The following is a 13,347-nucleotide window of genomic DNA, read 5'->3' on the forward strand; positions in this document are numbered from 1 at the left end:
CTGCCCGGCCCTAGCTCGCAGCGAGTGCCGCTGCGCGCTGGTAAGACACGCCCAACACCTGCCCCATTTCCCGGACAGTGAAGCCCTGATCCCGCATTGAACGGGCCAGGGCTCGCTTCGCTTCAGCAGCTTCTCGGGTGGCGGCTTCCGCTTTCCTGTTCGTCTGTTCCGCGTGAACCCGCAGCGTCTCGATCTCATCGGGCAGCACCGGAATCACCTTGATGTGAAAGTCGGACGGCGCGAGCCCAGACTGGTACGCCAGCGCTTCGACCACTTCAGTTTCAGCTTGGTCCAGCCGTTTAGTCTGCGAGACGACACCGAGTTCCTTGCACTCCAACACCCACACACCACTGGCACCGCGCTCGGCCGTCACTTCGTACGTGTTCATCGCCACCATCCCTTTCCTAGCTCTGCTTCGAACTGGTCGAAAAACTTACGTGCAGTCAGGTCGTCGATCTCGCTGTGCCTGCCGAGGGTCCGCGTGATACTTCCGACCCTGTAAGCGTCGTGGCGGCGTAGCGGGATTTCTTCGAACTCGAGGCCGCGTCGCCGTGCTTCGAGTTTCAACTTCTTGATTACAGCACGTCGTTTCAATATTCAATCCCCCCACGATTTGTTTTGTCTATGGCCTATTGACGAAAACGTAGAATCCTTCCTCTAGTTGGACCGTGAAGAATGCGTGGGGGTTCCCTCGTCGAAGATGGAGTCGGCGGTGTGGATTGAGCATGAACTGAACCGCAGGAACTCAACCTCATGAACTGAGTGAACCGTTGGCTGAGATAAAAGGAGCAGCCTGTCTACGTGGTTGATGCAGGTCAGTCCATGACGGAATGCGCACACCTCACGCCGCGGGGGTAGGCGTCAACGGCTACACAACCACGGGCATGCAGGAAACAGCCCGCCACCGGCATCAACGGTCGGTGTCGCGGGCGACTAGTAGGGTGAAACCGTGGCTTTGTACCGGAAGTATCGCCCAGCCTCGTTCGCCGAGATGATTGGGCAGGAGCAGGTGACGCGCCCGCTGTCCACGGCGCTGGATAACGAGCGGGTCAACCACGCTTATCTGTTCTCGGGGCCGAGGGGGACGGGTAAGACGTCGTCGGCACGCATTTTGGCGCGTTCGCTGAACTGCGTGGAGGGGCCGACATCGACGCCATGCGGCGTGTGCCCGTCGTGCGTGGCGCTCGCGCCGGGCGGCCCGGGCAATCTCGACGTGACGGAGATGGACGCGGCCTCGAACGGCGGCGTGGACGAGATGCGTGAGCTGCGTGAACGCGCGTATTTCGCGCCGGCGGAGTCGCGCTACCGCGTGTTCATCATCGACGAGGCGCACATGATCACGGGCGCGGGCGCGAATGCGCTACTGAAGATCGTGGAGGAGCCGCCGGAGCACCTCGTGTTCATTTTCGCGACGACGGAGCCGGAGAAGATCATCGGCACGATCCGTTCGCGCACCCACCATTACCCGTTCCGCTTGCTCACGCCGCAGGCGATGCGCCAGTTGGTCGAGCGCACTGTTGCCGCGGAGGGCGTCACGGTCGACGAGAACGTCTACCCGTTAGTCATCCGTGCGGGCGGGGGTTCGCCACGCGATACTCTCTCCATTCTCGACCAGCTGCTCGCAGGCGCCGGCCCCGACGGGCTGACGTACGAACTCGCGTTGCCGCTTCTCGGGGTCACGGACCTCTCGCTTATCGACGCCACTGTGGACGCCCTCGCCGCCCGCGACGCTTCCGCCCTGTTCCAGGCCGTCGACGATGTCATTGAAGCCGGCCACGAGCCCCGCCGCTTCGCTATCGACCTGCTTGACCGCCTGCGTGACCTGATGATCATTCACGCGGTGCCCGATGCGTTCGGCCAGGGACTCGTCGACGCGCCGACCGACCGCGCCGAGATTCTCGCCGCTGAGGCCGACAAATTCCCCGGCAATCAGCTCGCCGCGCTGGCCACCGAGGTCAATGAGCGGATCACCTCCCTGCGCGGCGCGACGTCCCCGCGCCTGCTGCTGGAGATCATGATGGCGCACCTCCTCGGTGTGGCAACCGGCACCCAGGCACCCGCGGCCGTTGCCGGTCTCACCGAGATCCAGGACGCCGCCTCTGAGGCCACCGGTATGGGCGACCAGCCTCGCGGTGCGGCCGCAGCGCTCGCCGCAGCTGCCGCAGTCCAAGCGACCGCGAACGTGACCTCGCAATCCACTCCTGCTCCGCGCGAGGCGCCGAAAGCCGATCGCGAGCGTCAGCGTCCGCAGCCGGCAGCAGCGGTGCCTTCGCAACAGCAGCGGGATGTGCCGGAACCGAAGCAGGAGCCCGAGCAGACGGAGCGTCAAACGGAGCCGTCCCGGTCTGAGGCCGAGCCTCATGCGCAGGAGGGAACTCCGGTGCGGCAGGAGCAGACTGCACCACTGGACAACGAGCTGCGGGAGAAACCGGGCGGAACATCCGAGCCGGTACAGCCCGGTCCGGCAGAGCGCGAGACACAGCCTGGGAGGACTGAACCTGCGGAATCCGCGGTAGGAGGAGACCCTGAAACTGCTAGTTCGACCCGAACTGACGAGGGTGCGCGAGACAGCGGTGCCATCGACACGACTGACCTCATGGATCGGATCCGCAAGGAATGGATCACCCTGCGGCAGTCGGTGGGCGAGCGCAACAAGGTCGCGGAAATCATGCTCACCGAGGCGCAGCCGCTGGGAATGGACGGCACGACATTGGTTGTCGGCCACAACACCGGTGCACTGGCTAACAGCATCAACTCCCAGCACAACAACGACGACATTGTCGCGGTCCTGAGCGAGAAGCTCGGTACGGAGATCGCGGTGCGCTGTGTGGTGGGCACGGACCCAAAAGCCGCGGGCTTTGATGCCCCTGCCCGTGAGCCGCAGGCGTGGAGCCCTCCCCGCGCACAGCCGGAACCCGAACCTTCTCGCTCACCTTCCGCGCAGGAAACACCTCAACCCGTGGCGGATGAGGAGGCGCGACCAAGCAGGCAGTATCGCTCCGGAAACGCCGGTACTGACGAAAACACCAGCACCGACACAGGGGACGCGCCGTACGCCGCGGACGGCAACGAGCCGGATGAACCGACACCGACGAGTGATGGTTCAGTGTCGGCGGACAGTCAGGCTGTGACACCGGAGCCGGCTCCCGCGCCGGTGCAGTATGACCCGTGGGGCACTACTCCTGCGAAAGAGATCAACCGCGGCGAGGCTGCAGGCAGCGACGAAACAGCGGACTCCAAACACAATGCTGGCGCGGGCAGAGCGGCGGCAGGGGAGTCGCGGCCTGTGGTGGGGCCAGACACCGGCTTCGGTGAGAAATCCAGTTTCAGCAGCGGTGTTCCGCTCCCGCCGGAACCAGAGGAAGAACCGCCCGCCGAAGAGGAACCCGTGCCGTACACCCGCGAGGATGAAGAGCGGGACATGGTGGACCAGTCACAGGAAGAAGGCACTTTCGACCGACGCAACCCCACTGAGATGGCGATGGATCTGCTTGCCGAAGAACTGGGCGCACGTCCGCTATAGGGGACTCGGTACACTAGTTCACGGACGCGGCCGAAATAGTCGGCTGTGTGAAAAGACATCGTTTCAAGCGTTCAAGAAAGGTCCACGACCATGACTCAGCCCGATCAGAACGGTATGCCCGACATGCAGGAACTCATCCGCCAGGCGGCTGAGGTCCAGGCGCAGATCCAGCGCGCACAGGAGGAGATCCTCGCTGCGTCCGTGCAGGGATCAGCAGGCGGCGGCCTGGTGAACGTCACCATGACCGGTGGCGCTGAGATCACCGACCTGACCATCAGCCCGGAGGCTGTGGACCCGGATGATGTTGAGACGCTGCAGGACCTCATCCTCGCCGCGTACCGCGACGCCCACACCAAGGCTGGCCAGCTGGCGCAGGAGAAGATCGGCCCGTTGACCCAGCAGGGCCCGGGTGAGGGCAACGACTTCACCCAGATGTTCGGCGGAAACTAAGTCGCTCTATGTTTGAAGGCCCTCTACAGGACCTTATCGACGAGTTCTCCCGTCTCCCCGGCGTTGGACCCAAGAGCGCGCAGCGCATCGCTTTCCACCTGTTGAAGACGGATCCGGATGACATTGACCGTCTCCGCAGCGCGCTCGGCGCTGTGCGGGACGGCGTCACTTTCTGCCGGATCTGCAACAACGTCTCACGGGAGGAAATCTGCCGTGTCTGCGCGGATAGCGGACGCGATGCAGGACTCATCTGCGTTGTGGAGGACGCGAAGGATATCCAGGTCATTGAGCGCACTGGGGAGTACTCGGGGCGCTACCACGTGCTCGGCGGGGCACTCGACCCGCTGGCGAACGTGGGGCCGAAGGACTTGGCTATTTCCTCGCTTCTGCAACGGATCGGCGGTGTGCTGCCGGACCGGGATGGTGCGGATGTCCCCGATATCCACGAGGTCATCCTGGCCACCGACCCGGACACCGAGGGCGAGGCGACTGCCTCCTACTTGGCGCGTCTGCTCAAGGACTTCCCGGATCTGACCATTTCGCGTCTGGCGTCCGGTATGCCGCTCGGCGGTGACTTGGAGTTCGTGGACGAACTGACGCTTTCCCGTGCGTTGACGGGGCGCCTGCAGCTCTAGTGGCCGCGGGAGACCGCTTCCCGCTCGAGGACTAACTCCGGGCTGCGTTACCGCCCCATGCGCTCGAGGCGCAGGCGGTCCACCTCGGGAAGTTCCAGCGGCTCCAGATCGGCAAGGGAGACTCCCATGGCTTGGGCGAGAATCAGGTCCGCGAGCTCCGGGTTGCGGGCCAATGCTGGGCCGTGCATGTAGGTGGCGATGACGCTGCCCTGCACGGCTCCTTCGTAGCTCTGGCCGCTGCGGGCATCCGATCCCCCGGAACCGCCGTTGCCCTGTCCTGCGGTCACGGTGCCCAAAGGAGCCGCATCCGCACCGAGGACGGTGCCGCCTAGGTGGTTCTCAAAACCGGTGAGAGGCTGTGTCAACTGCTGCGTCACCCCGGTCTTGGTGGGGGTGGTGGCGACTTCGCCGATGGCGCGGGAGGGGAGGGGGGCAGTGGTGGCGTCGATAAGCGCAAGCCCCTGAACTTGTGTGCCATGCGCGCGGAAGCTCTCGCCGAGGACCTGGAGGCCCGCGCAGACAGCGAAGATCGGGCGTCCGTTCGCCGCGGCGCGGGTGAGACCCTTGTCCGCGATGAGGTGCTCTGCTGCGAGCACCTGCGCGCTGTCCTCGCCGCCGCCGAGCGTGTACGCCGCGAGGTCCTCAGGCACCGCTTCGCCGAGCTTAATGGGCAGGATCTCCGCGTCGATGCCGCGCATGCGGGCGCGGCCGCGCAGAACCAGCGCGTTGCCGTCGTCGCCGTACGTGCCCAGCACGTCGGGGAGAACTAGGCCGATTGTCAGCGTGTTAGCCATGGGAGACCTCCTTCTCCAGCGCTTTCTTCAGATTCAGCAGAGCGGTGTAATTCGCCAGCACCTCCACGCGCCCCGGCGGGCAGGCGGCGATGGCCTCAAGCGGGTCGTGGATGAGCTCGTGCTCGATCTCCGCGTAGAGCAACCGGACGGCGAGATCGGTGCCGCGTTCGCCCGAAGCTTTGACGGCGATGCCCTCGAATTCCTCGAAGCGGACGTCCCACAGCCAGGACAGGTCGGCGCCGTCGCCTTCGTGCCCGTTTACAGCGATGACTAGGCCGTCGGCATCGCGGTCCACCATCGACAGCGCCTCCTGCCACCCGGCCGGGTTCTTGGCCAGCAGCAGGTGCACCTCGCGGCCGTTCCAGGGGATCGTGGTGTAGCGTCCGGCGACATCGTCGACGCGTTCAGCAGCCTCGATCGCAGCTTGCTTATCCGCGCCGAATGCCTCCACCGCCGCCGCGATCGCCTGCGCGGCGTTACCCCGGTTGGCGCGTCCCGGCAGCGCGAGATTCAGCGGTGAGGTCGTTCCGTCGGGATCTGTCAGCCCCTCGTCGGTCACTGTCCAGTCGGGGGTGGGGCGGCGGAACTCGCGGCCGTCGGCAAGCGGCTTCGTGGCATACCAGTCGTCGTCGGTACGCACGATGTGGCCGGCACCGCGAGGGTTGGACACCGAGTCGCCGACCCAGCCCGGGCCAGCGGAGACCCACACGACGTTGGGTGCGTCGAACGCGACAGACGTGACCAGCACGTCGTCACAGTTCGCGATCACGGTCATGTCCGGATGCGCTTCCACCGCGCCGCGCAACGCCCGCTCGATGGCGTTGATCTCGCCGACGCGGTCGAGCTGGTCGCGCGTGAGGTTGAGGAGGACGAGCGCGGTCGGGTTCAGTTTGTCCGCCACGGCAGGGACGTGGAGCTCGTCGACCTCCAACACCACGTGTGACGCCTTCTCGCCGGCGAGAAGCGCTGAGATGATGCCGGCGTCCATGTTGTCGCCGCCCTCGTTGGTGGCCACGGTGTGCTGCGATCCGATCGCGCCTGCGAGCATGCGGGTCGTGGTGGACTTGCCGTTGGTTCCGGTGACGAGAACCGCGGGGCGGCCGCCGCCGAGCTGCTCTAAAATCCCTGGATCGATCGCTCCGGCGATGAGGCCGCCGATCATTCCTCCTGCGCCGCGGCCCGTAGCGCGCGAGGCCTTCGTGGCCAGCTTCGCTGCTGTCACCGCGGTTGTACTGCGCAGACGCTTGAGCACGCCCGCCTTGCCCGCCCGGTCCTGTGAACCGGTTGTGCTCGAATTCATGGGCTAAACCCTAGACCATCGACGGCCCTCGATGGATCAGGAACAACCCGTTTAAGCGCCGCGAGATTCGCGTGCTTCATTCACTGCGTCGAGGAATTGCTCGTCGGTGAGCAGCGGGATGCCCTTACGCTGGGCATGCATCGCCTTGCCGCGCAGGCTGTCCGGGTCCCCGGTGGCGTTGGTGACCACGAGGGAGGTCTCGCGGGTGAGCTTTTCGGTGTAGGTCATCTCTAAGTCGAGAATGGCCTGGATCAGATCGTCGTGGTCCGCGCGAATGTCGTCGGACACAACGACCTCCATGCCTGGACGCAACCCTGACTTGCCGGTGAACTGCCCGGGGTTACCGTGGAGTGCCGGTGCCTTTTCCGCATCCACGCGCAGTTGGGAACGCTGCAAGCCGAAGCGATCGGGGGAGAGGTCGTCGGTGGTGCGGGTGGCCAGCGGCCCAGCTTCTGCCAGGGCGAGGTACAAACCGACCAGCGCGAGGGTGCGCTCGCGCGATGTGTCCTCCTCACGCATTGCTGCGCGCTCCACAGAGGCCTCCGCGGGTGGAACCGCGACGCCGGAGAGGGCGGCGACGGCTTCGAGGCGTTCGTCGATAAGCACGGCCCCCTGTTTGCGGGCGGACACCAGGGTGTCCACGATCGCTTCTGGGCGCGGCACATGCCCGACGCGTTGCCTGCGGCGGCCTTGACGACGGTTCCGTGACCTGTTCGCCCGCGCCGCCGCGTTCATGGCGCGCCGCGCCTCCGAGACGATGAAGCCCCACACCAGCGGCGCGTCGTGGACCACAAGGGTGCGGTTGTCGATGAACTTGTCCAGCTTTTTCAAATGCCGGGAGAACTTCGCCGCACGCTCGAAGTCGTTCCGCCTCACACCGTGGGTGTGCATCGGGCCGGGATCGCCGCCGACGTTGAACACCGCGTGGAATTCCTCGCCGACCACACCGGACTCGTCGAATGCGACACCGTCGAGCGTGACTAGACGGCCGCTGCTGGGGTGGATATTGGTGGTCTGTGCGGTGAACGCGGCGAACGGGAACTGTTCCGTCAGGCTCGGCTCAGGCGGCGTCGCCGGCGAGGTATCCTGCCCAGACTTCTGTGCGGAACGTGCTGCCGGCCCCGGCCCGGGAACGGGGCCGGTTGCGCTGCGGGAAGAAGTGTCTTTGTTCACCATCGGAGCTCAAGAATCGGTTGGAGGGGAGGGACATCGTCAAAGGCGCCGCCTGCGTCTCCTGTGGGCGGGGGAGCAGGGGCTGGAATCGGAGCTTGGTTCGGGGCGGCTTCCGGAACTGGTGCCTGTTCTGGAGCAGGCTGTGCCGGGGCATGCGGCGCGGGCGCAGGCGCGGGACCGGGCGCTGGAGCTGGAGCGGGGGCGTTGGCGGCAGGGGCGTGCGGCGCGGGTGCAGGCTCGCCCGCGTGGCGGTGCGTGGATCCGGATGCCGCGTTGTCGTTTTCGGCGTTCGATGCCGTCGGCGCGGAGGGCGATGCCGGTTGCGATCCGGTCGCGCTATTCGTCGTCATCTGCGCACTGGTGGACGCGGGTGCGGCCGGAAAATGCTTGTTCGGGGTCGACTCACCTTTGGAATTCATGAACGCGGTCATCTCGCGTCCGTGTTCCTGGGCGCCGTAGTAATAGCCGATCAGGCCGACGACACCGATGACCAACGCCGAAGCGAGGACGGCGACAGCCTGCAGGTTCCGGTTCCGCGGGAAACGTCGTACTGCTGTGGAACCGCCAACCGTGGCTGCCTCAGCATCGGCAGCGAGGGCGGCAGCTTCCGCCTCCTCGTCCGCGGCGAACGTCTCGGTGGCGGGAAACGGGTCCGTTGTCGGGTGCGTGTGCTCTTCGAGCTCGGTGTCGGAGAGGGCAAGCGACGCACCCAACGGGTCCGCGTGCACCGTCACCGCCGGGCTGCCGTTCACGGTGGCGAAAACCCCGTGCGCCAGCGCGATGAGGCCACGACTTTCCAGCTGGCGCAGGGATGGACTGAGCTGCGCCGAGGACTCCCCGTCGAACTCGCCCAGGGTGTCACCGTCAATGCGGGCGACTACTTCACCGGCGGGGTCGAAGCCGACCTCCACCACCGTGGGGCCGCCGTCGGAGAAGTAGGGGGGAGCAGTGCCGTCGATAAGCACTATGCGCTGTGTGCCCGCGGGGAGCCACACACTGCTGGTGTGCGGCGAAAGATCGGCGCGGCCGCTGGCGGCGTTGTGCTCACTCATGCCGATCTCCTCCGGTTAAACGCACTGTATCCCCAGAGAAGATTAGTACTGACCGGGGAAATTAATCCAGCGCGCGGTTGACGGCAGACACCATTGCCTTGATCGAAGCGCGGGTGGTCGAGCCCGCGATGCCCACGCCCCACGCCGCGGAACCGTTGACTTCGCTGTAGATGAAGCAGGCTGCGTCGGCATCTCCGCCGGACGTGCGCGCCTGCTGGCGGTAATCCTTGACCTCGTAGTTCAGGCCCAGGGAGCGCAACGCGTCGGCGAACGCCGCGATCGGGCCGTTGCCGGCACCCGTGATCTCGCGCTCCGTGCCCTCGAAGACCACCGTCGCCGCGACCTTGGCCTCGTCGTCGTCCGTCTCGGCCGCGTCCACGTGCAAGCTGGTCAGCTCGAGCTGGCTGTCCAAGTCGAGGTATTCGCCGGCGAAGACATCCCACATGTTCTTGGAGTTGACCTCGCCACCCTCCGAATCCGTGATTGCCTGGACAGTGGAGGAGAACTCCGCCTGCATCTCCTTCGGCAGGTTGATGCCGTGGTCCGTCTTCATGATGTAGGCGACACCACCCTTGCCCGACTGAGAGTTGACGCGGATGACTGCCTCGTAGTCGCGGCCCACATCCTTCGGGTCGATGGGCAGGTAAGGGACCTCCCACACGGTCTCGCGCAGTTCCTCCCACGCGACATCGGTGGAGTTCGCCTCGGGGCGAACCTTCTGGGCCAGAGCGTCCAAGCCCTTGTTGATCGCATCCTGGTGCGAGCCGGAGAACGCGGTGAAGACCAGGTCGCCAGCGTACGGGTGGCGCTCCGGCACGCGCAGCTGGTTGCAGTACTCCACGGTCTCGCGGATGCCGGCGATGTCGGAGAAGTCAATCTGCGGGTCCACACCCTGGGTGAGCATGTTCAGGCCGAGCGTGACCAAGTCGACGTTGCCGGTGCGCTCGCCGTTGCCGAACAGGCAACCCTCGATGCGGTCCGCGCCGGCCATGTAGCCCAGCTCGGCTGCCGCGATGCCTTCTCCGCGGTCATTGTGCGGGTGCAGCGACATGATGATGGAATCGCGCTTGGCAAAGTTGCGGTGCATCCACTCGATGGAGTCCGCGTACACGTTCGGGCTGATCATCTCCACCGTGGCCGGCAGGTTGATGATCATGGGGTCCTCCGGCGTGGCTTCCATGATGTCCACCACCGCGTCGCAGACCTCCACGGCGAAATCCAGCTCGGTGCCGGTGAAGGATTCCGGCGAGTACTCCCAGCGCCAGTGGGTGTCCGGGTAGTCCTTGGCCACGGTCTTGATCAGCTCGGCGGCATCGGTGGCCAGTTTCTTGATGGCGGCGCGGTCTTTGCGGAAGACCACCTCGCGCTGCAGCTTGGAGGTGGAGTTGTAGAAGTGCACGATCACGCGCGGCGCACCGGCGCAGGCCTCGAAGGTGCGGCGGATCAGGTGCTCGCGCGCCTGCACCAGCACCTGGATGGTCACATCCTCCGGGATCATGTCCTCTTCAATGATCTCGCGCACGAAGTCGAAGTCAGTCTGGGAGGCGGACGGGAAACCGACCTCGATCTCCTTGTAGCCCATCTCCACCAGCAGCTTGAACATGCGGCGCTTGCGCTCCGGGCTCATCGGGTCAACCAACGCCTGGTTGCCGTCGCGAAGGTCCACAGCACACCACTGCGGTGCGACGGTGATCTTCTTGTCCGGCCAGGTGCGGTCCGGCAGCGTGATGTCTTCTACTTCTTCAGCGAAGCTCAAGTAGCGGTCGAAGGGCATGGACGAGCCGCGCTGCATGTTCCAGGCGGGCTGACCTTCGTTGCGGGGGCCGTTCGGCGTGCGGGTTTCAGCGGGGGCTGCAATGTGGGCGTCAGACGGAGTCATGGCAGAAAAAGTCCTTCTAGGGTTCTAGGGGGTTTCGGTGTCGGAATCGCACGGCCGGCATGCTTAACTCCGCGACGGGGCGCCGGCCGTGAATGTGTGGCCTAGAACCCGCCGCGGCGCAGAAGTAGGGCAGCTCCCGGAAGGGTGCGCATCGCCGTGGTAGCCAATGACATGGTTCACATCCTAACCACGGTGTGGCACAGTGCAACATCCGGGTGCGTGCGCCACTGCGACCAGCAGGGTCAGAGGGATTTGCGCGACAAGAAGAAGGTGGCCACGAACATCGCGGCCACAGCCAACGCCATCAGCATCCAACCGAGCACTGTCGTCACCGTGAACATCTCGCCCAGAAGGGTCATGCCCAGCGAGTACGCGAGCAGCGGCTCGAAGATCTTCATCGCGGGCAGCGATTGCGACAAATCGCCTGCGCTGAACGCGTACTGCTGCACAATCGTGCCCACCACAGCAGCTGCGAGCAGCGCATACAGTGGCCACGTGGTCACCAGCTCCACCACGCCGCCGCGCACGAACGCGTCCACCGCCGTCTTCGAGAACACAGCCAGGTAGCCGAAGATCGCGCCGCAAATCGCACCCAGCAAGAACGCCCGCATCGCGGATTCCTGCCGCTTCGCCGCACAACCCGTCACGGCCATCACAACGGTCCCCGCACCCAAGGCAATGAGCCATTCGCTTATCGACGCCTCCCGTGTCCCCGGCTCCGGCCTGCCCAGCACCACGAGCACGCCGACGGCAACGGTGAGGACTGTGGCCCAAAATGTCTCGTCGATGTCCATGCGCCGGTTCTCCACCCGAGCCGACAAGAGCAGTGTGAGCAGCAGGGACAGCACGAGCACCGGTTGAACGACCAACAGGGTGCCGAATGCCAGGGCCACCGCCTGGAAGCCGTACGCCACCCACGCCAGAGACAGCGATAACCACCACGTTGGGCGTCTGATCGCACCGATCGCCCCGCCCGCGGAGTTTTGCTCGGCGTTGTAGCGCAGCACAATCTGGTGGCGCCACACGGTGCCGATCGCGATCGTCAGTGCTGAGGCGAACGCGAAGAAGACGGCTAGGGCGTTATTGTGCACCCGGCTCATAGTAGTGGCTCGGCCGATGCAATTTAATGGCGGGAATTGCGGGTGTGTCCGGGTATCCTATTCCTCACAGATTGACCGCTGACACTGCTAGACACTGTTAGACAGTGCTAGACAGTGAGAGAAACTGTTTGACACCGAAAGGCGGACCAAGGTGGCACTGATCGTCCAGAAATACGGCGGGTCCTCGCTCGAGAGCGCAGAACGGATTCGTGCCGTGGCGGAGCGGGTCGTGGCCACCCACAAGGCCGGCAACGATGTCGTGGTGGTCTGTTCCGCCATGGGCGACACCACTGACGAGCTGCTGGATTTAGCGGCCCAGGTCAACCCGACTCCGCCGCCGCGCGAGATGGACATGCTGCTCACCGCTGGCGAGCGCATCTCGAACTCCTTGGTCGCAATGGCTATTGCCGGTCTCGGCGCGCCGGTGCAGTCCTTCACCGGGTCCCAGGCAGGAGTGATCACCACCGAGCGTCACGGCAACGCCCGCATCCTCGAGGTCACTCCGGGCCGTGTCAAGGAGGCCATTGACGCCGGCAAGATCGCCATCGTCGCCGGCTTCCAGGGCGTCAACCGGGACACCCGCGACGTGACCACTCTGGGCCGCGGCGGCTCCGACACCACTGCCGTGGCGTTGGCTGCGGCGTTGGAGGCCGACGAGTGCGAGATCTACTCCGATGTCGACGGTATCTACAGCGCTGACCCGCGCATCGTCCCCGACGCGAAGAAGCTCGACCACCTCTGCTTCGAGGAGATGCTCGAGCTCGCGGCGTCCGGCTCGAAGATTCTGGTGCTGCGCAGCGTCGAGTACGCCCGCGCATTCAATGTTCCCATGCGAGTACGCTCGTCTTACAGCAACGATCCCGGCACGCTCGTGTCCGGAGCGATGGAGGATATCCCCGTGGAAGAAGCAGTCCTGGTCGGTGTCGCCACCGACGATTCCGAAGCAAAGATCACCGTGTTCGGCATTCCCGACGTGCCCGGCGAGGCCGCTAAGGTCTTCCGCGGCTTGGCAGACGCCGAGATCAACATCGACATGGTCCTGCAGAACACCTCCACGCAGCACGACAACACCACCGACATCACCTTCACCCTCCCGATCGCGGACGGCCCGCGCGGCATGGAGCTGCTGAAGGCCCTGGTCAAAAGTGAGGGCTGGGAGGATGTCACGTACAACGATGAGATCGCCAAAGTCTCGCTCGTCGGTGCCGGCATGAAGTCCCACCCGGGCGTCACCGCAGATTTCACCGAGGCTCTGCGCGACAAGGGCATCAACATCGGCATGATGAACACTTCCGAGATCCGTATTACCGCTGTGGTGAATCGCGGTGACATGGAGGAAGCCGCCCGTGTCATTCACGAGAAATTCGATCTCGGCGGCGACGAGCCCGCCGTTGTTTACGCGGGTACGGGACGCTAGGCGCCACGCGGGCGTCGAAAAGCG

Annotated in this window: 11 protein-coding genes; 4 read left to right on the top strand and 7 right to left on the bottom strand. The window is 65.1% G+C overall.

Features of this window, described 5'->3' with window-relative positions; all coding sequences use genetic code 11:
• Nucleotides 1-10: 10 nt before the first annotated feature.
• Nucleotides 11-397, bottom strand: coding sequence for a hypothetical protein (locus tag CZ338_RS03825; protein ID WP_087116981.1), 387 nt, complete (start codon nucleotides 395-397; stop codon nucleotides 11-13).
• Between the two features lie 552 nt (nucleotides 398-949).
• Between CZ338_RS03825 and CZ338_RS03835 the strand changes: the two genes are divergently transcribed.
• From CZ338_RS03835 to recR, 3 genes are all read left to right on the top strand, one after another.
• Complete coding sequence (locus CZ338_RS03835; RefSeq protein WP_087116983.1) at nucleotides 950-3,523, top strand: DNA polymerase III subunit gamma and tau; 2,574 nt, start codon at nucleotides 950-952, stop codon at nucleotides 3,521-3,523.
• A 90-nt stretch (nucleotides 3,524-3,613) separates the two neighbouring features.
• Nucleotides 3,614-3,973, top strand: a complete 360-nt coding sequence (locus tag CZ338_RS03840) for a YbaB/EbfC family nucleoid-associated protein (RefSeq protein WP_087116984.1) — start codon at nucleotides 3,614-3,616, stop codon at nucleotides 3,971-3,973.
• 8 nt (nucleotides 3,974-3,981) lie between these two features.
• Nucleotides 3,982-4,608, top strand: coding sequence for a recombination mediator RecR (gene recR / locus CZ338_RS03845; protein WP_087116985.1), 627 nt, complete (start codon nucleotides 3,982-3,984; stop codon nucleotides 4,606-4,608).
• 47 nt (nucleotides 4,609-4,655) lie between these two features.
• Here recR and CZ338_RS03850 read toward each other — a convergent pair whose 3' ends face one another.
• The 6 genes from CZ338_RS03850 to CZ338_RS03875 form a co-directional block, all read right to left on the bottom strand.
• Nucleotides 4,656-5,402 carry a type 1 glutamine amidotransferase gene (locus CZ338_RS03850; RefSeq protein ID WP_087116986.1) on the bottom strand — a complete coding sequence of 249 codons (747 nt, stop codon included), beginning with the start codon at nucleotides 5,400-5,402 and terminating at the stop codon, nucleotides 4,656-4,658.
• Nucleotides 5,395-6,702 carry a Mur ligase family protein gene (locus tag CZ338_RS03855; protein WP_087116987.1) on the bottom strand — a complete coding sequence of 436 codons (1,308 nt, stop codon included), beginning with the start codon at nucleotides 6,700-6,702 and terminating at the stop codon, nucleotides 5,395-5,397. The genes CZ338_RS03850 and CZ338_RS03855 overlap by 8 nt, the downstream gene beginning before the upstream one ends.
• 51 nt (nucleotides 6,703-6,753) lie before the next feature.
• Complete coding sequence (locus CZ338_RS03860) at nucleotides 6,754-7,878, bottom strand: DNA polymerase III subunit epsilon (RefSeq protein WP_235839429.1); 1,125 nt, start codon at nucleotides 7,876-7,878, stop codon at nucleotides 6,754-6,756.
• Nucleotides 7,872-8,927 (bottom strand): hypothetical protein, encoded by a 1,056-nt coding sequence (locus CZ338_RS10955; protein WP_087116988.1) that lies wholly within the window; start codon nucleotides 8,925-8,927, stop codon nucleotides 7,872-7,874. The genes CZ338_RS03860 and CZ338_RS10955 overlap by 7 nt, the downstream gene beginning before the upstream one ends.
• A 61-nt stretch (nucleotides 8,928-8,988) precedes the next feature.
• Nucleotides 8,989-10,806, bottom strand: coding sequence for a 2-isopropylmalate synthase (leuA, locus tag CZ338_RS03870; protein WP_087116989.1), 1,818 nt, complete (start codon nucleotides 10,804-10,806; stop codon nucleotides 8,989-8,991).
• A gap of 242 nt (nucleotides 10,807-11,048) precedes the next feature.
• Nucleotides 11,049-11,906: a DMT family transporter gene (locus CZ338_RS03875; protein ID WP_087116990.1), complete on the bottom strand. Its 858-nt coding sequence runs from the start codon at nucleotides 11,904-11,906 to the stop codon at nucleotides 11,049-11,051.
• A 151-nt stretch (nucleotides 11,907-12,057) separates the two neighbouring features.
• On the opposite strand from CZ338_RS03875, the gene CZ338_RS03880 reads away from it, so the two are divergent.
• Nucleotides 12,058-13,323: an aspartate kinase gene (locus CZ338_RS03880; RefSeq protein ID WP_087116991.1), complete on the top strand. Its 1,266-nt coding sequence runs from the start codon at nucleotides 12,058-12,060 to the stop codon at nucleotides 13,321-13,323.
• Nucleotides 13,324-13,347: the final 24 nt, after the last annotated feature.

This window comes from Corynebacterium urinipleomorphum (assembly GCF_900155535.1).
GTDB lineage: Bacteria > Actinomycetota > Actinomycetes > Mycobacteriales > Mycobacteriaceae > Corynebacterium > Corynebacterium urinipleomorphum.

What these genes read in the sequence shown, in the direction of transcription:
- CZ338_RS10955 (WP_087116988.1), bottom strand. Translation starts at nt 8,927, where the DNA reads ATGAGTGAGCACAACGCCGCCAGCGGCCGCGCCGATCTTTCGCCGCAC.
- leuA (WP_087116989.1), bottom strand. Translation starts at nt 10,806, where the DNA reads ATGACTCCGTCTGACGCCCACATTGCAGCCCCCGCTGAAACCCGCACG.
- CZ338_RS03860 (WP_235839429.1), bottom strand. Translation starts at nt 7,878, where the DNA reads ATGGTGAACAAAGACACTTCTTCCCGCAGCGCAACCGGCCCCGTTCCC.
- CZ338_RS03825 (WP_087116981.1), bottom strand. Translation starts at nt 397, where the DNA reads ATGGTGGCGATGAACACGTACGAAGTGACGGCCGAGCGCGGTGCCAGT.
- recR (WP_087116985.1), top strand. Translation starts at nt 3,982, where the DNA reads ATGTTTGAAGGCCCTCTACAGGACCTTATCGACGAGTTCTCCCGTCTC.
- CZ338_RS03855 (WP_087116987.1), bottom strand. Translation starts at nt 6,702, where the DNA reads ATGAATTCGAGCACAACCGGTTCACAGGACCGGGCGGGCAAGGCGGGC.
- CZ338_RS03850 (WP_087116986.1), bottom strand. Translation starts at nt 5,402, where the DNA reads ATGGCTAACACGCTGACAATCGGCCTAGTTCTCCCCGACGTGCTGGGC.
- CZ338_RS03840 (WP_087116984.1), top strand. Translation starts at nt 3,614, where the DNA reads ATGACTCAGCCCGATCAGAACGGTATGCCCGACATGCAGGAACTCATC.
- CZ338_RS03875 (WP_087116990.1), bottom strand. Translation starts at nt 11,906, where the DNA reads ATGAGCCGGGTGCACAATAACGCCCTAGCCGTCTTCTTCGCGTTCGCC.